Source organism: Chryseobacterium sp. S90, from assembly GCF_047444895.1.
In the GTDB taxonomy this organism is placed as follows: domain Bacteria; phylum Bacteroidota; class Bacteroidia; order Flavobacteriales; family Weeksellaceae; genus Chryseobacterium.
Map to the genome: position 1 here is coordinate 1,522,071 of NZ_JBLGCX010000001.1, position 25,104 is coordinate 1,547,174.

At 37.3% G+C, this 25,104-nt stretch carries 22 protein-coding genes; 3 read left to right on the forward strand and 19 right to left on the reverse strand.

Going from position 1 to position 25,104, the window contains the following annotated elements; all coding sequences use genetic code 11:
- Positions 1-65 precede the first annotated feature (65 nt).
- The 8 genes from ACLMCG_RS07000 to queG form a co-directional block, all read right to left on the reverse strand.
- Positions 66-1,517, reverse strand: coding sequence for a TolC family protein (locus ACLMCG_RS07000; protein ID WP_413959303.1), 1,452 nt, complete (start codon positions 1,515-1,517; stop codon positions 66-68).
- The gene (locus tag ACLMCG_RS07005) at positions 1,498-4,620 is read right to left on the reverse strand and encodes an efflux RND transporter permease subunit (protein ID WP_413959304.1); all 3,123 of its coding nucleotides are present in this window, start codon (positions 4,618-4,620) and stop codon (positions 1,498-1,500) included. Before ACLMCG_RS07005 ends, ACLMCG_RS07000 begins: the two co-directional genes overlap by 20 nt.
- 28 nt (positions 4,621-4,648) lie before the next feature.
- Positions 4,649-5,737: an efflux RND transporter periplasmic adaptor subunit gene (locus tag ACLMCG_RS07010; RefSeq protein ID WP_374200549.1), complete on the reverse strand. Its 1,089-nt coding sequence runs from the start codon at positions 5,735-5,737 to the stop codon at positions 4,649-4,651.
- Between the two features lie 59 nt (positions 5,738-5,796).
- Positions 5,797-6,129, reverse strand: a complete 333-nt coding sequence (locus ACLMCG_RS07015; RefSeq protein ID WP_414136867.1) for a hypothetical protein — start codon at positions 6,127-6,129, stop codon at positions 5,797-5,799.
- Positions 6,130-6,420: 291 nt separating this feature from the next.
- Entirely contained in the window at positions 6,421-6,873 is a 453-nt protein-coding gene (locus ACLMCG_RS07020) for an SRPBCC family protein (RefSeq protein ID WP_223600527.1), read from the reverse strand.
- Positions 6,874-6,925: 52 nt separating this feature from the next.
- The gene (locus tag ACLMCG_RS07025) at positions 6,926-7,573 is read right to left on the reverse strand and encodes a murein L,D-transpeptidase catalytic domain-containing protein (RefSeq protein WP_413959305.1); all 648 of its coding nucleotides are present in this window, start codon (positions 7,571-7,573) and stop codon (positions 6,926-6,928) included.
- Positions 7,574-7,576: 3 nt separating this feature from the next.
- On the reverse strand, positions 7,577-8,260 hold the full coding sequence (locus ACLMCG_RS07030) for a TIGR02117 family protein (RefSeq protein ID WP_223600529.1): 684 nt from the start codon (positions 8,258-8,260) through the stop codon (positions 7,577-7,579).
- Between the two features lie 358 nt (positions 8,261-8,618).
- Entirely contained in the window at positions 8,619-9,557 is a 939-nt protein-coding gene (gene queG / locus ACLMCG_RS07035) for a tRNA epoxyqueuosine(34) reductase QueG (RefSeq protein ID WP_413959306.1), read from the reverse strand.
- A gap of 175 nt (positions 9,558-9,732) precedes the next feature.
- On the opposite strand from queG, the gene ACLMCG_RS07040 reads away from it, so the two are divergent.
- Positions 9,733-10,032: a rhodanese-like domain-containing protein gene (locus tag ACLMCG_RS07040; protein ID WP_047420452.1), complete on the forward strand. Its 300-nt coding sequence runs from the start codon at positions 9,733-9,735 to the stop codon at positions 10,030-10,032.
- Between the two features lie 63 nt (positions 10,033-10,095).
- Positions 10,096-10,677, forward strand: coding sequence for a hypothetical protein (locus ACLMCG_RS07045; RefSeq protein WP_413959307.1), 582 nt, complete (start codon positions 10,096-10,098; stop codon positions 10,675-10,677).
- An 87-nt stretch (positions 10,678-10,764) separates the two neighbouring features.
- Here the strand turns inward: ACLMCG_RS07045 and ACLMCG_RS07050 are convergent, their stop codons facing one another.
- From ACLMCG_RS07050 to ACLMCG_RS07090, 9 genes are all read right to left on the reverse strand, one after another.
- A complete protein-coding gene (locus ACLMCG_RS07050; protein WP_413959308.1) occupies positions 10,765-11,535 on the reverse strand; it encodes an alpha/beta fold hydrolase in 771 nt (256 codons plus the stop codon).
- A 15-nt stretch (positions 11,536-11,550) separates the two neighbouring features.
- A complete protein-coding gene (locus ACLMCG_RS07055; protein WP_413959309.1) occupies positions 11,551-12,540 on the reverse strand; it encodes an NAD(P)H-dependent flavin oxidoreductase in 990 nt (329 codons plus the stop codon).
- Between the two features lie 136 nt (positions 12,541-12,676).
- A complete protein-coding gene (locus ACLMCG_RS07060) occupies positions 12,677-14,044 on the reverse strand; it encodes a peptidylprolyl isomerase (protein WP_413959310.1) in 1,368 nt (455 codons plus the stop codon).
- An 86-nt stretch (positions 14,045-14,130) separates the two neighbouring features.
- The gene (locus ACLMCG_RS07065; RefSeq protein ID WP_413959311.1) at positions 14,131-15,054 is read right to left on the reverse strand and encodes a PfkB family carbohydrate kinase; all 924 of its coding nucleotides are present in this window, start codon (positions 15,052-15,054) and stop codon (positions 14,131-14,133) included.
- Positions 15,055-15,081: 27 nt separating this feature from the next.
- Positions 15,082-15,639, reverse strand: coding sequence for a gliding motility lipoprotein GldD (gldD, locus tag ACLMCG_RS07070; protein WP_047377138.1), 558 nt, complete (start codon positions 15,637-15,639; stop codon positions 15,082-15,084).
- A gap of 44 nt (positions 15,640-15,683) precedes the next feature.
- Positions 15,684-16,718 (reverse strand): A/G-specific adenine glycosylase, encoded by a 1,035-nt coding sequence (gene mutY / locus ACLMCG_RS07075; protein WP_413959312.1) that lies wholly within the window; start codon positions 16,716-16,718, stop codon positions 15,684-15,686.
- Between the two features lie 76 nt (positions 16,719-16,794).
- Positions 16,795-17,256 carry a hypothetical protein gene (locus ACLMCG_RS07080; protein WP_223600536.1) on the reverse strand — a complete coding sequence of 154 codons (462 nt, stop codon included), beginning with the start codon at positions 17,254-17,256 and terminating at the stop codon, positions 16,795-16,797.
- A gap of 78 nt (positions 17,257-17,334) precedes the next feature.
- On the reverse strand, positions 17,335-18,696 hold the full coding sequence (locus ACLMCG_RS07085) for a DUF5458 family protein (protein WP_309432700.1): 1,362 nt from the start codon (positions 18,694-18,696) through the stop codon (positions 17,335-17,337).
- Between the two features lie 20 nt (positions 18,697-18,716).
- Positions 18,717-19,163, reverse strand: coding sequence for a type VI secretion system contractile sheath small subunit (locus ACLMCG_RS07090; RefSeq protein WP_223600537.1), 447 nt, complete (start codon positions 19,161-19,163; stop codon positions 18,717-18,719).
- Between the two features lie 350 nt (positions 19,164-19,513).
- Here ACLMCG_RS07090 and ACLMCG_RS07095 point away from each other — a divergent pair, with 350 nt between their 5' ends.
- Positions 19,514-20,560 carry a hypothetical protein gene (locus tag ACLMCG_RS07095; RefSeq protein WP_413959313.1) on the forward strand — a complete coding sequence of 349 codons (1,047 nt, stop codon included), beginning with the start codon at positions 19,514-19,516 and terminating at the stop codon, positions 20,558-20,560.
- Positions 20,561-20,622: 62 nt separating this feature from the next.
- On the opposite strand, the gene ACLMCG_RS07100 is transcribed toward ACLMCG_RS07095, so the two are convergent.
- Both ACLMCG_RS07100 and ACLMCG_RS07105 read right to left on the reverse strand, forming a co-directional pair.
- A complete protein-coding gene (locus tag ACLMCG_RS07100) occupies positions 20,623-22,719 on the reverse strand; it encodes a M13 family metallopeptidase (protein ID WP_413959314.1) in 2,097 nt (698 codons plus the stop codon).
- A gap of 312 nt (positions 22,720-23,031) precedes the next feature.
- Positions 23,032-25,089 carry a M13 family metallopeptidase gene (locus ACLMCG_RS07105; RefSeq protein WP_374200550.1) on the reverse strand — a complete coding sequence of 686 codons (2,058 nt, stop codon included), beginning with the start codon at positions 25,087-25,089 and terminating at the stop codon, positions 23,032-23,034.
- Positions 25,090-25,104: the final 15 nt, after the last annotated feature.

The window sequence follows — 25,104 nt, forward strand, 5'->3', positions numbered from 1 at the left end:
AACAGCATTAAAATATAAAAGAAGCTGCCTAAAAGACAGCTTCCTTTCGTAAAAAAAAGTAAAAATTAATCCAGTTTCCCGCCCAGTGCTTTAAACAGCAGGACGTTATTTCTGGTATTCTGGTGCTGGAATTGTAATAAATCCAGTTCAGCAGTCAGTTTGCTTTTCTGAGAGTTGATCAGCTCAAAATAATTGGCATATCCTGTCAGATAGAGATCGTTGGAAACCTCTACGCCGCGGTCCAGAAAACCTACTTCTTCTGATTTCAGCTTCAAAACCCGTTCATAGATCTTAGTCTGTTTAAGAATCGACTGAAGTTCATTAAAAGCAGTCGTAATACTTTTCTGGTAGTTTAAAAAAGCAATTTCCTGCTCTTTACTCGCTACTTTGAATTCATACTTCAATTGTCCTTTATTAAAAACAGGTACCATCAATCCACCCAACAATTGCCCAGCCAATGAACTTGGTTTAAAGAATGTTTCTACAGAAAAAGAATTGAGTCCAAAACCGGCTCCAAGATCAATTTTAGGATAAAAAGCAGCTCTCGCAGCCTTTGCATCAGCCTGGGAAGCCTCTAAAACATAATAATTCGCCGCTACATCAGGTCTGGAATGGATAACTCCTTCTACATTAATTGTTTTATTTAAAACTTCCATATTGGTAGGCATCAATATTTTTCCGCGTTTTACCTCTCCGCCATAGCTTCCTGTCAACGTAGTAATAGCCTGTTCTACTGTAACGATTTCTACTCTGATATGTTCAATCTCTGCCAGCCAGTTGTTATTCTGTGCTTTGAACTGCTGTACCGCCAATTCTGTAGCTTTTCCAACCTCACGTTGTGCCAGAACAATTTCAAATGCTCTTTGCTGAAGGTTGTAGTTCTTCTGGTAAATGGCAAGACGGTTATCTAAAGCCACCAGCTGGTAATATAGATTGGCAATATCCGTGAAAAGTTCTACCTGTAATAATCTCAATCCTTCTGTGGAAGCCAGATATTTCTTCTGAGCGGCAATCTTTTTATTTTTCAACTTGCCCCATGCATCAATTTCCCAGCTGCTTCTTGCACCCAGCCAGTAATTAGGGGTAAAATCCCTGTTAATTTTCTGGTTTTCTGTAATATTAGGAGAAAGGTTGGTATCATAGTTTCCTACTCCTTCCATTGTATATTTTCCATATCGGTCGCCGGAAGCCTGTACTCCCACTTCAAGAGAAGGCAGTAAATCCATTTTTGATCTTTGAAGGAAACTGTTGGCAATTTCCACTCTTTGCTGTGCAATCTGGAAATCCGGATTTGCCTGTACTACTTTGTCAAAAAGCTCAAGCAGCTGCGGATCTGTAAAGTAAGCCTTCAGATTGATCTGCTGAAATTCATCCGAAGTTTTATTTTTATCCGTTTTGATGATTTCATTGGGTAGCTCCTGCGCTTTTTTCAACTCAGTTACTTTGGGAACAGCACATGAAACCAGACTCAGTGAGGCAATTCCGTATATTATATTTCTATGATTTAATCTTTTCATCTTTCTTCTTATTTTCAAGTTTTGCAAAGAATATATACAGTCCCGGAATCACTACCAATCCGAAGATAGTTCCTATCAACATTCCTCCCGCCGCGGCTGTACCAATGGAACGGTTACCTATTGCACCCGCTCCTGATGCAATACATAATGGAATAAGTCCTGCCACGAATGCAAAAGAGGTCATCAGGATAGGTCTCAGACGTTGTCTTGCTCCTTCAATTGCTGCCGGAATGATATCGTATCCCTGTTTATTTCTTGCTACTGCAAATTCTACAATCAGAATGGCATTTTTAGCCAAAAGCCCGATCAACATGACCAATGCTACCTGTGCATAAATATTATTATCCAATCCCGCCAGCACCAATGCGATATAGGAACCGAAGATCCCCGTTGGAAGGCTTAATAATACAGGCATAGGAAGAAGGAAACTTTCGTATTGTGCAGCCAGTAAAAGATAGACGAATAAAAGGCAGATCGCGAAAATGTAAATAGTCTGGTTTCCAGATAAGATTTCTTCTCTCGTCATCCCTGACCATTCAACATCAAATCCTCTCGGCAGTGTTTCTTTGGCAACACGCTCTACGGCAGCAATGGCATCTCCCGAGCTGTAACCGTCTGCAGGCTCTCCATTAATCATCGCAGACATATACATATTGTACCTCGTCAGTACTTCGGGGCCGTACACTTTTTCAATAGTGATGAAGGTAGAGAAGGGAACCATTTCGCCTTTATCATTTTTTAAATATAAATTCAGAATGCTTTCAGGGGTATCTCTATGCTCCGGACTCGCCTGTACCATCACTTTATACATCTGGCTGAAACGGATAAAATTCGTGGCATAATAGGATCCCAGCATTGTCTGTAATGTAGACATCGCATTGTCTACTGAAACTCCTTTCTTCGCTGCCATATCATAATCCACATTGATCATATATTGTGGAAATGTAGCATCAAAACTGGTAAAACTGTTCTGTAATTCAGGAGCTTCATTCAGTTTTTTAACGAAATCCTTCGTGATCTTATCTGTATTCTCAATGGTTCCTCCGGTTCTATCGAGCAAACGCAATTCAAAGCCGCTGGTATTACCGAATCCGGGAACTGTGGGCGGTGCAAAGATCTCAATCTGGGCATCAGCTATGCTTTTTGTTTTGTCAGAAAGCTCTGTGATCAGATCGTTCACAGAAATATTTCTTTCTTTCCAGTCTTTAAGGTTGATCATCGCCATTCCGTATGATGAGCCTGCGATTTCCGTTACAATACTGTAGCCTGCAAGTGTGGTTACATTTTCAACTCCTTTAATCTTCTTGGCAATAACAGTGACTTCATCCAGTACTTTTTCAGTTCTTTCTACCGTTGCTCCCTGTGGAGTGGTCACACTTACATATACCATTCCCTGATCTTCCATGGGAATAAATCCGGTTGGCAGGAATTTACTGGTCACAAAAGTCAATCCAACAAATAAAAACAACAGTCCGAAAGTAACCGTAGTTCTTGTCGCAAATTTTGATAAAATACCTACATAACCATTGGTCAGTCTTTCAAAACCTGTATTGAAACTCTGGAAAGCCCTGTCAATAATTGTTTTCTTCTTATTGTGGTCATGAGGTTTTAAAATAATAGCACAAAGCGCCGGGGTAAGCGTCAATGCATTCACTCCGGAAATCACAATACTGATTGCCAGTGTCAATGAAAACTGACGGTAAAATACACCAACCGGACCATCAAGGAAGGCCACAGGAATAAATACGGCTGACATTACGATGGTAATGGCGATTACTGCTCCTGCAATTTCTTTTGTTGCGCTGATGGTTGCATCCATAGCATTCATTCCTTCTTCCATTTTCACGTGAACGGCTTCAACGACGACAATAGCATTATCAACCACAATTCCAATGGCCAGAACCAATGCAAACAATGTTAAAAGGTTGACAGAGAAATCAAGCATATTCATGAAAGCAAAAGTTCCTACAAGCGCTACCGGAACTGCTAACACAGGAATCAATGTGGAACGCCAGTCCTGAAGGAAGATAAATACCACAATTCCTACCAGAATAAAAGCTTCAATAAGGGTTGTCAATACCGCACTGATGGAAGCATCCAAAAACCTGGAAACATCATAAGCCATATTATACTCCATTCCGGGAGGGAAAGATGTTACTTTTAATTCTTCCATCTTTGCCTTTACACTTTCAATAACCTCGGAAGCATTAGAGCCCGGACGTTGTTTCATCATAATAGATGCAGAGGGTCTTCCGTCTGTTTTGGAAACCATTCCGTAGTTCATCGCTCCGAATTCAACTTTAGCAATATCCTTAAGCTTTAAAATAGTTCCGTCAACATCAGATCTGATGGGAACTTCTTCATATTGTTTAGGCTCAAAAAATTTCCCTTTATATTTGATCACATACTGAAGCTGGCTGGAAGTTTTCCCTGACGTTTCTCCTACTTTTCCGGGTGCTGCGGAAATATTCTGTTTTTGTAGTGAAGTAATCACTTCATCCGCAGAGATATTGTAAGCGGCCATTTTCTGTGGGTCCAGCCATACTCTCATCGAATATTCTTTCTGCCCCATGATCTCGGCACGCCCCACTCCATCAATCCGTTTCAGCTCCTGAAGGACGTTAATATCCGTAAAGTTATAGATGAACTGCTCATCCTGGCTTGGATCTGTACTCGTGATATTGAGGTACATCAGCATACTGTTCACCTCTTTTTCAGTGGTAACTCCGGCTCTAATCACCTCTTCAGGAAGCTCATCAAGAATAGTTGTCACCCTGTTCTGAACATTTACTGCTGCTACGTCAGGGTCTGTTCCTACTTCAAAGAACACCTGAATAAGAGTAAGACCGTCATTGGAAGTAACCGTAGACATATACGTCATTCCCGGAACTCCATTGATTGCCCTTTCGAGAGGAAGAGCTACCGCATTGGCAGATACTTCGGCATTCGCTCCTGTATATTTTGCCGTAACGGTTACTGAAGGTGGTACGATGTCTGGAAACTGGGTAATAGGCATCTTTAATAAAGCCATTATTCCCAGCAGTACAAATAATATGGAAATAACCAACGAAAGAACCTTTCGTCTTATAAACATTTCTACCATAATAAATAGATTTAAAGATTATGAAAGGTTAATACTTCTTTTTGATTTTGATAATATCACCGTCTTTTAAAGACTGAGTACCTTCATAAATGATTAAATCTCCTTTTTTAAGACCGTTTTCTACCATATAAGAATCCCTTAAGGTAGTTCCGATCTTAATGCTGGTCATTTTCACTTTATTCTGTTTATCCACTACAAAAACATAAGTCTTATCCTGAATGGAAAAGGTTGATTTCTGTGGGATAAGAATTGCGTTATTCTGTTGCTCAGAAATAATAAGCTTTCCGGAAGTACCATGTTTGATCAGACGGTCCGGATTCGGGAACAGTACTTTATAACGGATGGAACCTGTAGCTCTGTCGATTTCCCCTTCAGCGGTTTTCAAAGCCCCGTTGAACTGGTAATTGACCCCGTTCGGCAGTGTCAGTTCTATCTTTTGGTGACTTCCGATCTTATCGTTAGCCAAAAGCTCAAAATATAGATTTTCAGGGATTGAGAAATACGCATATACTTCATTCAGCTGAGACAGCGTAGTCAGCAACGTACCGTTTTCTACCAAACTTCCGTCTTTATGAGGAATCACATCAATTACCCCATCAAAAGGCGCCGTGATTCTTGTAAAGCTTATTTTCTGAAGAACTGTTCTCTTTTCCGCATCGGCGAAAGCATGTTTTGCTTTAGCAGAAGACAGCTTTGCCTTCACCATTTCCAGCTCGTTGTTGGCCACAAATTTTTTAGCATGAAGACTCTGAATCTGTTTCAGTTCTACTTCTGCAATACGAACATCAGCTTCAGTCTGCTTTAATGCCGCATTGGCTTTCAGAAGTTCCATCTGCAGCTCGGCATCATTGATTTTAAATAAAGCCTGCCCCTGATGTACAAATTGTCCCTCATTTACATAGATATGCTGTATAATACCTCCGATTCTGGAACGCATCTCAACATTCTTTTTAGCCTGGATATCAGTGACAAACTGGTTGCTCACCAATGTATCTTTTTCTTTGATTTCCAGTACGGGAACTTCTTTGTCTTTTTTATTATTTTTCTCCTTGTCTTTACTGCATGACACAGCGAATAATGTTGCCAAAAGGCAAATTATTACAGTTTTAAAATACATTTTTAAATGTTTAAGTTATAAAATTTCGTTAAAGTAATTTGATTTTCAATAACTTAAATCTAGTACAATTGGAGGAGATGGAGAAAGGATTTGACTCCACAAATAGTAGATACAGCAATCTCCGGAAGGGTGATTTTCGGAATAACTTTTAAAATTCCTGAAAAATCTGCAATTGCAGAATCGCTTTTTTTGACGGAATGTTTTACAATTTTAGCAGCAGCAGGCAATGCATGCGTGTTCATATCTGCCTCTTCGTAAACATCCAGAACATGAATGTTAGTAACAGGAGGAACATGAGGAATATTCCGCAATGATTTTTCTGCCCAATTCGAATTGAAAAGGGTAAAAACCAGCATGATATAAAATAAGAAAAATGACCTCAGACCTGCCATGTCAACCAGAACACATTAGTTTTTTAGTAAAAACGATAACGCTGCAAAAATAGGGATTTCTATTGGGAAATACGGCCATTGAACTGTTAAAAAAACTTAAACAATGGATGAATAATTCCATTATTTGGAATTTGGATTCCTATGGAATGACAAGAGACTGCTAAATTTATGCGTGTATTTGTCATTCCGTAGGAATCTAAAATAAGTCATTAAAGATTTTGGCTAAAGCCGTTGAAGGGTTTATTTATCTGAACGGGCTAAAGCCCGTTCCTATTGAATGATTATGTATGACTAGAATAATTTACTAAGAACCCTGAAACGATAATCAAAGATATGTTCCAGTTTCTTTTTAACGAAAAGACGATGTGCAATTTCTCCTAAAAACCCCATCGGAAGTTCATAATCTATGGTATCTCTCATCAGAACGCCTTCTTCATTAGAAATAAATTCATGATGGTGGTTCCATAGTTTGTACGGACCTTTTTTCTGAAAATCAATAAAGCTTTTTTGAAAATCAACGTGGGTGATCTCCGTCTGCCATTTCATTTTAATACCGAACAAAGGGGAAACATAATAGTCGATGAGCATTCCTTCATAGATTTCATCATCTTCCATTTCCGTCAATACAATAAAGCCCATGTCTTTCGGGGTAATCTCTGAAAGATTATTGGCTGAAGAAAAGAATTTCCAGGCGGTTTCTATATCACAATTGAGCTGTTGTTCGCGGAAAAGGGTATGTTTCATAAGGAGGAATCAGTTAACATGATTGTTATGAAAACAAAGGTATAACAAAGGTTTAATTATATATCCACATCAGTACAGGTTTCTTTGAGTACTGAATCATCGGATCAATTTCTTTCATAGCATTGTTGGAAACGGTAGGACAGCCCCATCCTTCGGGAGATCCTTTTGGAAAAACTTCATCATCACTCATCATATCCCAGGAATGAAAGACAATAAACCTTTTTAAAGCATTACTGTTTGTTTCTTCAAAGCCGTGCATCAGATATTTTATGTTGATTCCCCAGTCGCTGTACCCTCTTCCTTCAAGCTTATATTTTCCTAAGGATGAAAGGTGGCTTCCATCCTCATTACTGAATCCAGGATTTGCTTTAGAGTCATCTTTACTCCATGAATTGGAACCACAGCCATGACCTACCAGGTATTTTTTTGAGATTTTATTATTTTTAAAATCCCAGACAAAAAAGCGATTCACCCCGGAATGGAGACTCATATCGATAAGGATACAGAAATCATTATTAAGATCCTTTGAATTACAGAACCTCAATGCTTCTTCAGCTTTCATTTTAGTTCTGGAAAGGTCAGCATCAGGTTTCCTTTCGGCCACAGCAGGTATTTCAGCAGTATGCATGATACTGTTTTTTTTCTCATGAGAACATGAACACAGCCAAAGCGCAATGAAAAACAGATAAATCCCTTTCATGAATTATTTATAGTGCTGAAAAATTCCGAAATCTGATGGAGTCCAAAGCGCAGCTTTCTGTCCTGCAGCTTTTAAAGCATTATTTGACCACGTATTGCAAGTATAAAGAAAGCTATAAGTACCTTTTGCATCATAAAAGGCATCATTATCACTGTATACTGCGTTTGTAGGAATCAACATGAAGTTACCATTCTGATCTCTGTCAAATTTATCTTCTACAAATTTTACCAGGTTCTCATACTGGCTTCTGCTGATCATAATCATTTTACAGTCATCTCCTTCTTTCATGGTATTATAATAAGTACAGTGCATTGCAGAATCACTTAGCCAGAATGCAGCTTTCACAGCGGTTGAAAATTTCAGATCTGCCCAGGTAGGTGTATCAAGATAGAATCCTTTGTCGCCCCAGCCTATTCCGATGTACTGATAATCTGTTTTTTTTGATTTTGTATTGGCAAAAGGAATTTTCAGGCTCCAGTCCTGCAGATCATTTTTCACAGGCATTACTATATCTGTATGCACTCCGTTGGTATAGATATAAATCGGAATTTCTTTCTTCTGTCCATCATCTTTAGCCGAAACCGGAATATAGGGAATCAGCAATCCAAGAATTACATAAATCACTACAATTCCTAAAATAATTCCTACCACTTTCAGGAGATACATTAATATAGTTTTCACAGTCATGTTTTAATAAAATTTAATCTTTATTTTTTAGTAAAAGTATTTGTTTTAATCGAAAAATTAGCTATATTTAGTTACGAAATATTCACAAATATGCGTAAAACTATCAAATCCCAAAAAAGGTTTAAAGTAAGAGTAAAAACAGCTCCTAAAAGAATACAAAAAAAACGTTGATTTTCGGTGAGATTCTGATCTCCTGAAAATCAATTTTTCTTTATAGGAAAGGTTTTTCAAGTAACTTATTGGTATAAATCTTTACCTCCTTAGAACCAAAAATTTAAGGAATGGTCGATTATCAGCTCTGGTTTGGAACTACAAAAAATTCCAAAGGAGGGATTGTCACCGAAAGTTCCGGGAAAAATCAATCAGAAGATCTCTTTAAAAACTCAATATTTCTCTTCAAACCTGCAAATTTGGTCCTTTTTACGGGGGACTTTCTGAAGATTTCCGAGAAAATTTCCTGGGTAATTTCTTTCCATTCTCCTTTTTTGAAGTTTTTCAAAGCTTCATTGGGCTGGAAACGGCTTTGTTTGTTAGGTGCTGAAAAACGGTTCCATGGGCAGACATCCTGGCAGATATCACAGCCGAACATCCAGTCTTCCATTTTATCTTTAAAGTAATCAGGAATTTCATTTTTGAGTTCGATGGTTGCATAAGAAATACAACGGCTTCCGTCAATAATTTTCTCAGAAACTATAGCATCTGTGGGGCATGCATCAATACATTTTCTGCAGCTTCCGCAATGGTCTGTAGTGGTATGATCGGCAATCAGTTCTAAATCACATATAATTTCAGCCAGAAAATAAAAAGAACCATTTTGTTTGGTAATGAGGTTTGCATTTTTTCCTACCCAGCCAATTCCGGATTTTCTCGCCCAACTTCTTTCCATAATGGGTGCAGAATCTACAAAAACACGGAACCCGAACTCCCCTATTTCTTCCTGCAGCTCTGCAACCATTTCCCGGAGAATCTCTTTGATTACTTCATGATAATCTTCTGCATACGCATATTTTGAGATCTTATAATTTTCTAATATTGAAATTTTTTCCTCGGGAAAGTAGTTGTATGAAAGTGAAATAACAGATTTGGAGCCCTCAACCAAAAGTCGGGGATCAAGTCTTTTATCGAAATGATTTTCCATGTACTTCATTTCGCCGTTATAATTGTTCTTCAGCCACTTTTCAAGATGAGGAGCATCTTCTTCCAAGAAATCAGCTTTAGAAATGCCACAACTCTGGAATCCAAAACTTTTTGCTTTGGACTTTATCAGTTGGGAATATTTTTCAGCGCCTGCATTCATAATTTCACACTGCAAAATTAAGATTATTTTATCAATCTTCAGATTTCTGTGGAGCTTCGTCCGAACTCCTGTTTCTATCCTGCTTCTTTTCTGAAAAATTATGTTTTAATTAGGATTTTTTTCAAAAAAAAATTGCGTAATTTCGTTTCTAATTTAATGTTTAAACCCAACAACTATGTCTTTAATAGAAGTAATACAATCCGGAAACTATGAATTAATAGACGTTCGTGAGCCAATGGAGCTTGAAATGGACGGTAATATAGATGGTGCTAAGAATATTCCTCTTGGTGAAGTAGAAGATAGACAGGATGAGATTCTATCTGTTGAAAAGCCTGTGATCTTATTCTGCAGAAGTGGAAACAGAAGCGGAAAGGCATTGGATTATCTTAATGCTCAAGGATTAAAGGACGGTTATAACGGCGGAGGCTGGGCTGAGCTGAAGGCTGTTCTGGAAGCAAATCAGGGAACTTTTTAAAAGTTCCTTTTTTTATCCCTTATTTCTATGAATCTGAAAAATCAATTTGACAAGCTTTGTTGTTTGTTTACAGAAGATGAGCAATTGATTAACAATCTTTGGAAGGAGATTGAAACTAAATATTCTGAAAAAGGAAGACATTATCACAATCTTCTTCATCTTGAAAACATGTTCAGTGAACTTGAAGCGGTGAAAAGTAATATCTCAGATTTTACGGCTATTTCTTTTTCAGTCTTTTACCATGACGTTATCTACGATGCAACTTCCAAAATTAACGAAGAGAAAAGTGCGGACAAAGCAGAAAAAAGGCTTGCCGAACTTCATTTAGATAAGAATAACATTTCAATTATTTCGGAACAGATTCTTGCCACAAAATCGCACCAGAAGTCTGATCGTGAGGACACCAATTATCTTTTAGATGCTGACCTTTCTGTGTTGGGAAAAGATTTTAAAACCTATTTGGAGTACACTAAGAATATAAGGAAGGAGTATTCTATTTATCCTGATTTTCTTTATAAACCGGGACGAAAAAAGGTACTCAAGCATTTTCTGGAACTCGAAAGCATCTTTAAAACAGATCATTTTAAGGAGAAATATGAAGCCCAGGCAAAGGAAAATATTGCTGAGGAACTTCAGTTACTTTAATTCAATAGTATATCTTTAAGCTTTCCCATTGAAAAAGACATCCTGATTACAAGATGTCTTATCAATATTGTTACAGCTAATTCTCTATTAAAAAAATTTACTGATAAATTCTGCTGCTTTCTTCAATGCAAGTTCAGGAACTTCTTTATGCGGTGTATGCCCGATACCGGGAATAATATATTTTTCAGCATAACCACTTACCTGAGATACAGTTTTTTCAACCTGATCCAATGTTCCGTATTCATCGGCTTCTCCCTGTATAAATAATAATGGAGCTACGATATTTTTCAACAGATATTCAATATTCCAGGTTCTGTAGTCTTCACGTGTCCAGGTTTCCGTCCATGCTCTGAAAAGTGTTTCTACTTTATCCCCATGGTATTTCTGTAAGCGTTCCGGAAGATTGGTTGTTTTGTAAGCGTCCCAGGCATCATACACTCCTTTTAAAGTAACGTCTTCAACAAATATATGTCCTGCTTCACAGATAATAGCTTTTACTCTTTCGGGATATTTGGCAGCGGTAATTAAGGCTATTGTTCCTCCATCGCTGTGTCCGAAAAGAATAGCGTTATCAATATTTAATTCAATCAATAAGTGATTCAACAGATCAGCTTCCTGTTCCATATAATTTACCGGTCTTTCATGAGTAAGCATCGGATTTGATTTTCCATAGCCCAGGCGGTCATATGTCAGAGTGTTGCATTGTGTCGTTTCGGATAATTTGGCTGGAAAGTCTCTCCAAAGCTGCACTGAACCTAATGAATCATGCAGAAAAACAATGGTAGGTCTGCCTTCAAACGGATTACTGTGTTCTATATATAATTTTTTACCCTTTACATCAATTATTCTTCCCTCCATTGAATAAAATTATATTTAAAAAGTTGGCATTTTTACTTCTTCAAATTCTTTCAACAAATGATTGAAAACAGTTTCCACCGGAAGAACTTCATCAATCAGGGCAGAAACCTGGCCAATTTCCAGCTCGCCATCTTCCATATCTCCTTCAAACATTCCGCGTTTAGCTCTGGCTCTTCCCAATGAGGCAACCAAAGCCTCTTTATTTCTTCCGATCTGATAGATGTCTTCCAGTTCACTGAAAAATTTATTTTTAACCATTCTTACAGGTGCCAGCTCCTTCAAAGTAAGATGAGTGTCACCTTCCTGCAGTTCTGTGATTTTCTTTTTCCAGTTTTCATGGGCACTGGCTTCTGTAGTGGCAGCAAAACGGGAACCGATTTGTACACCGTCTGCCCCAAGAATCATAGCAGCCTTAATTTGTGAACCTAAAGCAATTCCTCCTGCAGCAATTAACGGCTTAGAAATATGTTTTTTTACATTTGGAATCAGACAGAATGTTGTTGTTTCATCTCTTCCGTTATGTCCACCTGCTTCAAAACCTTCTGCAACAATAGCATCTACTCCGGCATCTTCACATTTTACAGCAAATTTGGTAGAGGAAACTACGTGAGCTACTTTTATTCCTTCTTTCTGAAGGGTTTCTGTATAAGTTTTCGGGTTACCTGCTGATGTAAATACAATCTTTACTCCTTCTTCAAGAATGATCTGAATGATTTCTTCAATATTAGGGTATAACATCGGTACATTTACACCGAAAGGTTTATCTGTAGCCTGTTTGCATTTCTGGATATTTTCTCTCAGGATATCAGGATACATACTTCCTGCTCCAATTAAACCCAATCCACCGCAATTGGAAACCGCAGAAGCCAGTCTCCATCCGGAATGCCAGATCATACCTGCCTGAATAATGGGATATTTAATATTAAAAAGGGTTGAAATTCTATTTTGGGTAGCCACCATATCATGAAGTTTTTTTGCAGCGTTAAAATCTATAAAATTGCTCATGTGTAAAAATACTAAAAACAACGGTTTTCAAGAGAATATACGGTAATATTTTCATTAAGAATTTGAATGCAGCTTAAAGCAATCATCTTAGATAAAAGGCATAAAAAAACCTTCAGAATTTCTGAAGGTTTTTATTTTATTTTGCCATGGATTGTTTCTTCCAGTTAGACTTAAAGCTACAACTGTCGTAACGTCCGTCAATAGAGATAAAAGTTGTTGGTAACTTAGAGTTGACAAACTTTTCAACCATTTCACTTTTCTTTTTATTCAATGCCATCTGCTTGATTCTGCTGAAGTCAGTTTCCAGTGTAATCTGGTGAGAAGGAATCACATCTTCAATTTTAATGATCTTGATCTCCTTTCTCTTATTTTCTTCATCTTCAAAAGCTGTAGTGATGTCTCCTTTGTTCAATCCTGCTAATTCGTAGCTGATTGTTCCCGGAATACTTTCTCTTTCAATTTTATCAGAACCATCTGCTCCAGGAATTACCCCTGCATTGAATTTTGTTCTTTTATCATCTGAGAATCTAAAAGCAGCATCTTTAAAAGTCATTTTACCATCCACGATAAGACCTCTGATACTGTCTAGTTTTGCTTTTGCAGTTTTAAGCTCATCATCAGTAGGTACTCCTTTTAACAAGATATGTCTTGCATCGTACACTTTACCTGATCTTTTCAGCAACTGAATAATATGGAATCCGAATTCTGATTCAATAGGATCTGAAATTTCATTTTCCTGAAGGTTCAGTGCAGCAGCCTCGAATGGCTTTACCATCTGCCCTTTGTTTATATTTTTATATAATCCTCCGTTAGCAGCTGACCCTTCATCTTCAGAATAGATTCTTGCCTGGCTCTCAAAAGTTTCCCCTCCAAGAATATCCTGCTTGATCTTTTTCAATCTGTTGATAAGCTCTTGTTTGTGTGCTTCCGTTAAAGTAGGATAGATCATAATCTGAGCTAAAGTAACTTCATCTTTTACCTGTGGCAACTGTGATTTATACATGTTATAGAAGTCAGTAACCTCATTTGGAGTTACGTCTGCTTTCTCAGTAACTCTCTGATATTTTGCCTGTCCGTAATACTGGTCAGTATCTATCTTTTCGATAGCATTTTTCATTTCATAAGCATTTCTGAACTTATACGCGGCAAGCAATGTTTTTTCATCCGGAAATTGAGAAAGCAACTGACGGTATTTTGCATTAGCCTGTTCTTTGATTGCTGCAGAACGGTTTTCAATTAAGGTATCTTTTTTTGCTTCATATACAAGAAGCTTGTTGCTGATAAGGTTTTCCAGGAACTCACATTTATCTGTGTTGGCAGCCCCCTGCTGTTTCCCATAATTCATTTGCTCAAGTACATCAGATTCCAAAACAATCTCATCCCCGATAACAGCTGCAATACCATCCACCAAATCTCCTTGTTTTAGCTGGGCATTCATCATATTTGAAGAGAATATCATGATGAAAATCCCAAGAAGAAAAGTGATTTTTAGTTTATTTGTCATTTTACTATTTTAACAAGTTGCAAATTTAGAATTCTTAACGAATTTCACTCAATTTTTTATTATAAATATTTCTTAAAAAGACTTATTTACTGCAGTTCAACATCAAAAGTCGTTAATTCTTTGAATTGTCTCAATCTGCTGAACATATCTGCTTCGCTTACCTCCTCTATTCTTTCTGTTCCGAACTTCTCTACAGTGAATGAAGCCATAGCAGATCCTACGATAAGAGCGGATTTCATTGTATCGAAATCTATTTTCTCTTTTTTAGCAAGATAAGCCGCAAAACCTCCTGCAAAAGTATCTCCAGCTCCTGTTGGATCGAAAACATCTTCCAGTGGAAGTGCCGGGATAGCAAATACTTTATTGTCATGGAAAAGCAAAGCTCCGTGCTCTCCTTTTTTGATGATTACATACTCAGGTCCCATTGTGTGGATCTTTTTTGCTGCTTTTACTAAAGAATATTCTCCTGAAAGCTGTCTTGCTTCTTCGTCATTGATCGTAATGACGTCTGTTTTCGCAATCATATCCATTAAGATATCCCATGCAGAATCCATCCAGAAGTTCATGGTATCAAGGATAACCAGTTTTGGACGGTTGTTCATTTTTTCAAGTACGGATAACTGAACTCCAGGGTGTAGGTTTCCAAGTAACAAAATTTCGGCATCCTGCATAGAATCCGGGATTTTCGGATCAAAATTCTCAAGTACATTTACTTCTGTAGCCAGAGTATCTCTTGTGTTCAGGTCATTGTGGTATTTTCCAGACCAGAAGAAAGTTTTTCCTTCTTTTACGATTTCAATTCCTTCGATATTTACATGTCTGTCTGTGAACATATCCAGATGTTCTTGTGGAAAGTCTCCTCCTACTACAGAAACAATTCCGGATTTAACGCCTAAAATTGATGAAGTGATTCCGATATAAGTGGCTGCACCTCCTAAAATTTTGTCCGTTTTACCAAATGGTGTTTCAATTGCATCAAATGCAACACTTCCTACAACTAAAAGTTTCATATATTTTTCAATGTATATTAAAAGTAATTATTTTTTCCATTCAAAAGTGTCCAGCATGTGTTTCATATCATTTTTGATATAGTTCACAGCAGGCGCAAGAGAATCCGGTTTCGGTCTCGTATTAAAGTATAAGTAAGCAGTAACGAAGTGTTTCGTACTGTCCGTAATGTAAAACTGAAGATTAGAAGCACTCTGCCCTTTCAGTTCATAGAAATTCCCGTATACTTTCTTTTCAGGGTATTCAAAGGATTTTGTATCTATAGAACTGGCTTTGATGGTATGTTCATATACCATTTTTTCAGCTTCTTTGATATGGTCTGCAAAGTCATTTTGTATAGGGTAATAGGTAACGAAAAGCTTTGCCTTCATTTTAGGATAATTCACATAGAACCAACAAGGTTTTTTAGCAGGGGCAATAGAAGCAAAGTCCGAGTACTCAAAGGTATAGGCACAATCGTTTTCAAACTTTTGGTATTTCGGTGCAGGATATTCAAGACGCAGTTCTCCATAAGGTTTTGGTGAAGGGTCTTTTCCACATGAAATTAAAAGCAGTGATACAAAAATAAAAATGACTTTTTTAATCATTTTGCAAAAGTACAAATTAGATTTCAGATTTCAGAAGACAAATTTCAGTCTTTCAGAGAGTTTTGAATGTAATTTTCCAAAGGCTTCGGAAACGATTTTTCGTGAGAGCCTTCAACATCTGTAATCAGGTATTGATTTTCAGCGATAAAATCATTCCATATCTTTTGTGAAGTAACCTCAACATTCAATATTTCAATGCTTAAATTCTTATGGGTAAGTTTATGAGCAACCGTCTTTGAACCCGTAATGAATGATTCCATATCCGAAGAAATGGCTGCAGGAAACTCAAATAACTTCTTCCATATAAAATCATCTGCTCTCTGACGGATCAGAAACTTTCCGTTTCTGTGAACAAAATAATAGGTCAAAGCAAGATCTTCTGCTTTTACTTTTTTTGTTTTTACCGGATAATCTGAAATTTTCTGCATAGCAAATGCCAGACAGTCTTCATTGATGGGACATTCTGTGCAAAGTGGATTTTTAGGTTTACAGATTTCTGAGCCTATATCCATCATCGCCTGGTTAAAATCACCTACATTTTCCGGCATCACCAAAGCAGCCAGCTCAGAAAAATAGGTGAAAGCTCTTGAATTAGAAATATCAAAATTATCGGCAAAAAGACGGCTCAGAACACGATAAAAATTCCCGTCAACAGCAGGCATTTTCCCACCAAAACATATGCTTGAAACGGCGGCTGCTGTATATTTCCCGACTCCTTTAAGTTTTAAAATTTCTTCGTATTGTTCAGGAAAAATACCCTGATAATCATTCATGATCTGCCGGGCTGCTTTATGGATATTGATCGCTCTGGAATAATAGCCTAATCCTTTCCAATATAACAGCACTTCATTTTCTTCAGCTTCTGCCAACGTTTTTACGTCTGGAAACCTTTTAATGAAATTATTATAATGATTCAATCCCTGATTGATTCTCGTCTGTTGAAACACAATTTCACAGATCCAGATTTTGTAGGGATCTTTTGTCTGTCTGAAAGGCAAATCTCTTGCATTATTGCTGTACCATCCCAGAATTTTGCTGCCAATGTGTAGAAAATCTGAATTTCTGCTATCCTTCTTCAAAAATTTTTGTTTTGCTTTTTATGTGATACCTCATGAACTTAGATTACGAAGTATTTTCAATTGGCAAAGATAAAATTTATTTATCAGCTTTCACAGAGTATACCGGAGCAGCTTTTAGCCACTGATAATTAAGGTTTCTGTCTTTCTTTAAAAAACGGTATCCTTCCAGATTCTTCAGGTAAACGTACATGGAATCTGTGTTTTTTATCTTTAATTTATATTGGGATAAAAACAACATAGGCATTTCTACGGTGGAATCTCTTACTGTTTTTAATACTTTTCCAGATCTTACTTTGTAAAGGTAGAATGATTTACCACGGCCTTTTGAACTGTCTGCCAGTTTTACGTCTGAACTTGCAATGACCAGTTCACTGCCATCAAAGCATTCATCTTTATTCATGATGTATGCCTTTCCTTCCTGGCGTTCATCTGCAAAAAGATCATTTTCGTATTGGCCGGGACTTTGGTATTTTTTCTCACAGCTTATCAAAAGTACCATCAATATAGCGGGTAAGCCAATGATAAGTTTCTTATTCATATTAAATTTCATAGGTGTTGGTTGAAAAAAAACCGATGTAAAATTGCATCGGTTTTTGTTATATGAAGTACGTTGATGTTACTCCTGAGTATATTCTGCATCCCATTCGTTACCGTCATCTCCCTTGTGTCCGTCAAGTTTAATAACGAAACTTTTTGTAGGGAAATAAGGCGTCATACGGATATCCAGCCATACTCTGTCTTTGTTTACTCTATCCTGCTCGAAACGAACAATTTTGAATTTTTCAATCAATTTGTCTGGTCCTTTGATATTATCAAGGAAAGTTACGATCTGTCTTCTCAAATCGTCTTCGTTTTTAGCATTCCAGTTTTCAAAAGCTCTTCTGTTCAGGAAGTCCAGAAGTACTTTGGTTACGTAATCGAATACACGAACTACGGAATACGTCTGAAGACCGATATTGTCTCCTGTAAATAAGGTCTTTGCTGAGAAAGCCATAATTTTTCCGTACTCATTTACCATTGGTACAAGACCCATTTTTTCCAACTGAGAAATTTCACTTTTCTTCAATTCAAATTTTACAGCGTCTACTTCGTTGATATTCCCGTGTTTTTTACCTGCTGCTACCTGAGACATCAGGGTTTTATGGATTTTTCCTGCTAGTGAAGTAGAAGGTGGAAGTTCTACGTTTTCTTCTTCCCCTACTTCTTCAGCTTTACCACGTCCTACCAGCCAGTTACACGTCATAATAACGTTACTTCTGTGAAGTTCTCCTCCTGTAAGATTGGCAGAGTGGAATAAGTCTACTACGTCATCCGGCTTATCAAGGTTGGCGAAGTCTGTAACCATCATTACTTTGTTTTCGTTACAGATTTTTGCCCATTTCTCGATGACCTTATTGGATCCTAAATATCCTGGTATTGCAAGGATTGAATAGTTATCTCTAAGGTCAAGACGGTCGTAATAATTTTTGAATTCTTCTGAGATTGCATCAATGAACAAAGGATTATCCAGATCAGAAACCTGATCAAGGCTTGCATTTACGATACTTACGTTATCCACTTTATCCAATTCTGTATTTTTGTAGAATTGAGCTACTGTTCTATAGTTGGTTTCCAACAGACGAACGGCATCCAGTGTATTTTTTAAGTTTGTTTTTAGGTTTTGATCGGCCTGTTGTGCTTTACTTTTGCATGTATCGGCCATTTTATCTGCAGATTCGCTTCCTTCTAAAAGGTTTACCCAAAGATTGATCTTCTGAAGAAGTTCTTTTCTTTCGTCTGCTTTATTGCTGTCATTCAGGAAGATTTCTTTTCTTGCCTTTCTTGTTGGGTTCATATTGGCAATACCGTCTACAACGGATTCAACAAAGCCAAATCCTCCCATTTTATTGAGCTCTGCAAGCGGGTTGCCTTTCGGTTGTCCCGAGTGCTGCTGCTGACCCTGCTGCTGGCTTTCTTGTGCCTGTAATTTGCTATCCATGATTTAATGTAAGTCTTTAATTATTTTTCAAGTTCTTGTGCCACTTCTTTCAATACCTCTACGAACGCTGCTCTTGTCTGATCGTTCTCCAGCATATTGCGTAGAATTTTGTTTGTTTTCAGCTGACGTACTATTTTATTGTACTGCTCCTGCTCCATGCTCAGCTGCTGCAGATAATCTGACTTCTGAGTAAGGCTTTTAGGGGTAAAGTCTCCAAGGTTTTGAAAACGGAATTCTTCTTCTACCATTCCTCCGTCTTCTGTTTCGTGTTGTACCGATATTGAAGGCTGAAAATGTTTGAAAACGTCTTCCACTGTTTTTAATCCTGTTACGATTTCAGGAGTATAAGACTCTTCTGTTGTAAGCTGGCTTACTATCAGTGATTTATTTTCCTGTATTTCCTGAATAGCTTCATTAGCGTCTACTTTTACTTCGTTTCCGCCAACACCATAATTAAACATTGCCATATTATTGTTATTTTGAGATTTCTTATTCTGGTTTGGATCTGTCTTTGAGTAATTTACAGATGAATCAAATAAATTACCAATCCAGTGTTTAAATTTAAAAAAAAACTGTAACATAAAAAATTTTACTAAGATTTTTCTTGGATCATCTAAATTTATCTACATTTATTCAACATAAAATCACCATATTACGATATCACTAAGCTATGAAAAAATAAATAAAAAAATTCAAGAAAAAATAAATAAAATTTTGTCCGCTCTGTTCTTATACAAAAGTATCCAATGAATGTTAAAATAAGGATTCCTCAATGATTACAAAAAAATCTTTATATTTAATCAAAGTGAACTGTGTCATGAAAGATGTAAAAATAGCGTTCAGAAAACCCATATTTCCAGTTTCAGAAGCATTACAGAAATATCTGGAAAAATATAACAGAACAACGCAGATCAGGTTTCTGTATGAAGACCTCTTAAGGTTTAGCGATAGTGTGAGCATTCTGGATAAAGACGGTAAAGATACTTTGTGGCTTGGAGTATTGTATCCTGAATATGAGTTTAAAGAAATAGAGGCTAATTTAAATAAGATTTACACTCTTCTCCATTCTGATGGGGATACTGCTACTCTGCCTTATCTGAAAGTGGATACGATTGACTTTTGTACCTTCGGAAATTCTAAACCGTTTCGGGTTCGGGTAAGAAATATACTTAACGATAACTATACTAATTTTTATATTAAACAGGCGGATGCTTCCCGAATATTCGGACTGGAACTTGAGGATTTGCTTTCTCCCAACCGGATCAACTTTCTGGTTTACAAAAACACTTTGATTGAAGAGCATATTTTAGGAATTCCCGGTGATGTTTTTATTAAGAAACACCTGCACAACTGTACGGAACTGGAAAAGGCACAGATTTCCAAGGAATTTGTAAAATTCAATGAACGTTGTCTCATCGGGCTTCTTGGCGATATGAGATCTTATAATTATGTTGTAATTCCAATACATGATTTTGACCAGGTCATTTACAGAATTCGTCCCATCGATTTTGATCAGCAAACTTATGAGGGGAATCTGAAAGTTTACCTTCCGCAGTACTTCAAGGAAAACAGTCAAATGGTAAATATGGTACTGGAAAAACTGAAGCCAAGTTCTATAGAGCAATACCGTAAAGAAGTACGTTCGCAGATCGTAAAAAGAGTGACCAGCAGCAAAACCAGATTTGATGAACTTATTTCTATTATGAAAAAAGACAATATTGCACCGGAAGCCAATGTTACAGAACTAAAAACTGCTTTACAAAAACTCACCTACGATGTCAATTTCAAGTACTGTAAAAGCATGGGAGACATTATAGAAACCGGAATAAAGTTTGTTATCCGGAATTATAAGAAAGAATATTAAAAAAAAGAGAATCCGTCTTATGCAGACGGATTCTTTCTTTTCTAACAATTTCTAAGGTAAAATTACCAGATTTTTATTCTGTCCTGAGGAGCTTTATATAGTTTGTCCCCTTGTTTGATATCAAATGCTTTAATAAATGAATCCTGATTGACCAATGGACCAAAAGCTCTGAACATTCCCGGAGAGTGCGGGTCTGTTTTCACCTGATTGATCATATACTGATCAGTTGCTTTGGTTCTCCAAACGGTTGCCCAACTCATAAAGAATCTCTGATCCTGAGTAAATCCGCTGATCTTTCCCGGGTTTCCTTTATCTTTTAAATACATCTGAAGGGCATCGTAAGCAACAGCTACTCCACCTAAGTCACCAATATTTTCTCCACTTGTAAATTTACCATTTACAAAACTTCCTTTTACAGGTTCATAAGCACTGTACTGAGCTGCCAGCTGACCTACTTTTGCATCAAAGTTTTTACGATCCGCATCTGTCCACCAGTTGTTAAGGTTACCATCACCATCGAAACGTGAACCGCTGTCATCAAATCCGTGAGAAATTTCGTGACCGATAACGGCTCCGATTCCTCCGAAGTTCACTGCTGCATCAGCTTTAGGATTGTAGAAAGGCGGCTGAAGGATTGCTGCAGGGAATACAATTTCGTTGTTTGATCCGCTGTAGTATGCATTTACAGTTTGTGGAGACATTCCCCATTCTGTTTTGTCAACGGGCTTTCCTACTTTATCTAAGCTTCTCTGATACTGCCATGCTGCTACATTCTGAAGATTAGAATAAAGCGTTGCACCCTCTTTTGGTGATTCTACTTTTAACTGTGTATAATCTTTCCATTTATCAGGGTAAGCAATTTTTACGGTAAACTTGGATAGTTTTTCCTGAGCTTTTACTTTGGTTTCAGGTGACATCCAGTCTATGTTTGCGATATGGGATTTGAATGATTTTAAAAGGTAATCAATATAGGTTTCCATCTGCTTTTTAGCTTCAGGAGTAAAGTATTTGTCTACATACAATTTCCCGAAAGCTTCTCCAAGAACACCATTTACAAGGGTAAGCCCTCTTTTGTTCATTGGACGCTGTTCTTTCTGTCCCTGTAAATATTTCGCATAGAAATCAAATCTGATCTGTTCTAAGCTGTCATTCAGATTGCTTGCGTTTCCGTTGATGATATGGTATTTCAGGTAGTCTTTCAATAAAGGAAGATTTTTCTGTGTTACAAACTGATCCATATTCTGATAATACTTCAGTTCACCAATAATCACTCTGTCTGTATTTACACCAGCATCTTTCAGATATTTTGCAAGGTCAACATTTTTCACAAGGCCAGATAACTCAGATACATTTTTAGGGTTGTATCTTAAGTTGGCATCTCTGTTCTGCTCAAGCGTCAATAAGTAGTTGGCAAGCTGCTTTTCAAAGTCTACTACATTCTGTGCAGCCTGAGTAGAATTTTTATAACCTAACACTCCGAATAGTTTTCCAACATAGGTCTGATATTCCGCCAGTGTTTTGGTGTTTGCTTCGTTTATTTTCTGGTAATAATCTCTTCCCAATCCCAGATCCGGGCCACCCAGATACACCGCATTCATATTAGAATTCTTCATATCAGCACCCACTCTCCATCCGTAGAAAGAGTTATCACCTAATTTTGTTGCGTCCAAAAGGTATTTCTGAAGATCGTTAAGGCTTTTAATAGCATCTACTTTAGCAAGATCAGCCTTGATAGGAGCCAGCCCTTCTGCATTTCTCTTATTGGTATCCATAAAAGAGGCGTACAAATTCTGGATTTTCTGTCCTTCTGATCCGGCAGGATATGATTCTGTAAGGATTTTGTTTAATATATCTAATGAAGCATCATCCACATTTTCTCTCAAAGCATTGAAAGAACCCCAGTTTGCTTTGTCGGAAGGAATCTGAGTAGTTTTCACCCAATTTCCGTTCACGTAGCTAAAAAAATCATCCTGCGGGCGGACACTGGTATCCATATACGATAAATTGATTCCCTCTTCCTTTGCTTCTTCTTTTACCGGTTCAGCCACTTTTGCCGTAGCTTCTGTTTTATTCTCTGTCCCTGCAGTCTTTGCTGCACCACACGAATTAAGAAATACAATACCTGAAAGGGCAAGTATTCCAATATTTAGCTTTTTCATTAAAGATAATTTTTGATTTTACACAAACTTATCAAATATACAAACTTTAATGATATGTGATGAATGGTAATTGATAATTCAGGGTTTAATGTTTAATGTTCATTGTTCAAGGTTTAATGTTTAATGTTTAATGTTAGTTTAGAACCACCCCGTCAAAAATTTTTTGAATTTTTGACACCCCTCCGAGGGAGGGGAATGATGAAAGCCGTTATTACGAATAGAAGTCTTCCTATCTCCTAATCCCTAATCCCTAACTCCTATCACCTGCTACCTAAAAAAACAAAACCGCCCATTACTGAGCGGTTGTTATTTTTACCAGATTTTAATTCTTTCTTCTGGAGTTTTGTATAATTTGTCTCCTTTTTTCACATCGAATGCTTTGTAGAAAGCGTCAACGTTGATAAGCGGACCAAAACTTCTGAAATATCCCGGAGAGTGTGGGTCAGTTTTCACCTGATTTACCATATATTTCTCACTGGATAATGTTCTCCAAACCGTTGCCCAGCTTAGGAAGAATCTCTGATCCTGAGAGAATCCACTGATTTTCCCTGGATTTCCTTTATCTTTTAAGTACATCTGAAGAGCGTCATAAGCAATATTTACTCCTCCTAAGTCTGCGATATTTTCACCGTTTGTGAAAGTACCGTTTACAAAAGTTCCTTTTACAGGCTCGTATTTGTCATATTGAGAAGCAAGAGCTTTTGTTGCTTTTTCGAAGTTAGCTTTATCTTCCGGAGTCCACCAGTCTACTAAGTTACCATCAGCATCAAACTGTGCACCTGAATCATCAAATCCGTGGCTCATTTCGTGACCGATAACAGCACCGATACCTCCGAAGTTTACAGCAGCATCAGCTTTAGGGTTAAAGAATGGCGGCTGAAGGATTGCAGCAGGGAATACAATCTCGTTGTTTACCGGGTTGTAATATGCGTTTACAGTCTGTGGAGTCATTCCCCATTCTGTTTTATCCACTGGCTTACCGATTTTAGCTAAATCTTTATTGTACTGCCATTCTCCGATGTTCTGAAGGTTTTTATATAGATTTCCACCTTTTGCTTCAGAAACGATATTTAATTTTGAATAGTCTTTCCATTTGTCAGGATAAGCAACTTTTACTGTAAATTTGTTCAGTTTCTGCATTGCTTTTTCCTTAGTTGTTGAAGACATCCAAGCTAAGTTATTGATATGAACTGCAAAGCTTTTCTTTAAATAGTCGATCAATTCTACCATCTGAGCTTTTGCTTCAGCAGGGAAATATTTCTCAACATATAATTTTCCGAAAGCTTCTCCCAAAGAACCGTTAATCAATTCAAAACCTCTCTTGTTAAGAGCTCTTTGTTCCTGCTGTCCTCTAAGGTATTTACCGTAGAAAGCAAACTTCATATTTCCTAAGTTTTCACTTAAGTAAGAAGCGCTTCCGTGGATCATGTGGAATTTCAGATAATCTTTAATTACAGAAAGATTCTGAGCATTCACTAATTTATCGAAATCTTTATAGAATCCTAGTTCACTGATAATTACTTTATCTGTATTTACTCCTACTTTTTTAAGATACGCTGGAAGGTCAACTCCTTTTACCAAAGCAGAAAGTTCTGCCATCGTTTTAGGGTTGTACTGAAGCGTGTTATCACGGCTCTGCTCGTTTGTCAGATAAGTCTGTGCGATGCTTTTTTCATAATTTACGATACCTTTTGCTGCTTCATCAGCATTTTTGTACCCTAATTCTTTTAGCATCGAAGCTACATATTTCTGATATTCAGCAATAGCTTCTGTATTTTTCTCGTTTACTTTCTGATAATAATCTCTTCCTAAACCTAAAGAAGGATTTCCTAAGTAAACGGCATTCATTTTAGAATCTTTAAGGTCTGCATCTACGCCCCATCCGTAGAAAACATTCTCCCCTTCTTTTGTTACAGAAGTAAGGTAGTTCTGAAGATCAGCCATGTTTTTAATAGCATCAATCTTATTCAGATTTTCCTGGATAGGCTTGATTCCGTCTGCATTTCTCTTCTCCATATTCATGTAAGTAGCATACAGATCCTGGATTTTTTTCCCTTCACTTCCGTCAGCAAATTTATCTTTCAGAAGAGAGTTCAGGATTGTCATGGAATTGTTATCCGTATCCTCAGCCAGTTTATTGAAGCTTCCCCAAGTTGGTTTATCAGATGGAATTTTGGCAGTTTTCATCCAGGTTCCACTCACGTAGTTGTAAAAATCATCCTGAGGGCGCACCGAAGTGTCCATCAAGCTAAGGTCTAAACCTTTATCTGTGTTGTTCACTGCTACTTTAGCAGCTTTAGCTTGTGCGCTCATAGTAGTCTGAGTGCAGATCCCTGCTATTAAAAACAAAGAAAGCGTTATTTTTTTCATTATGATAACAATTTT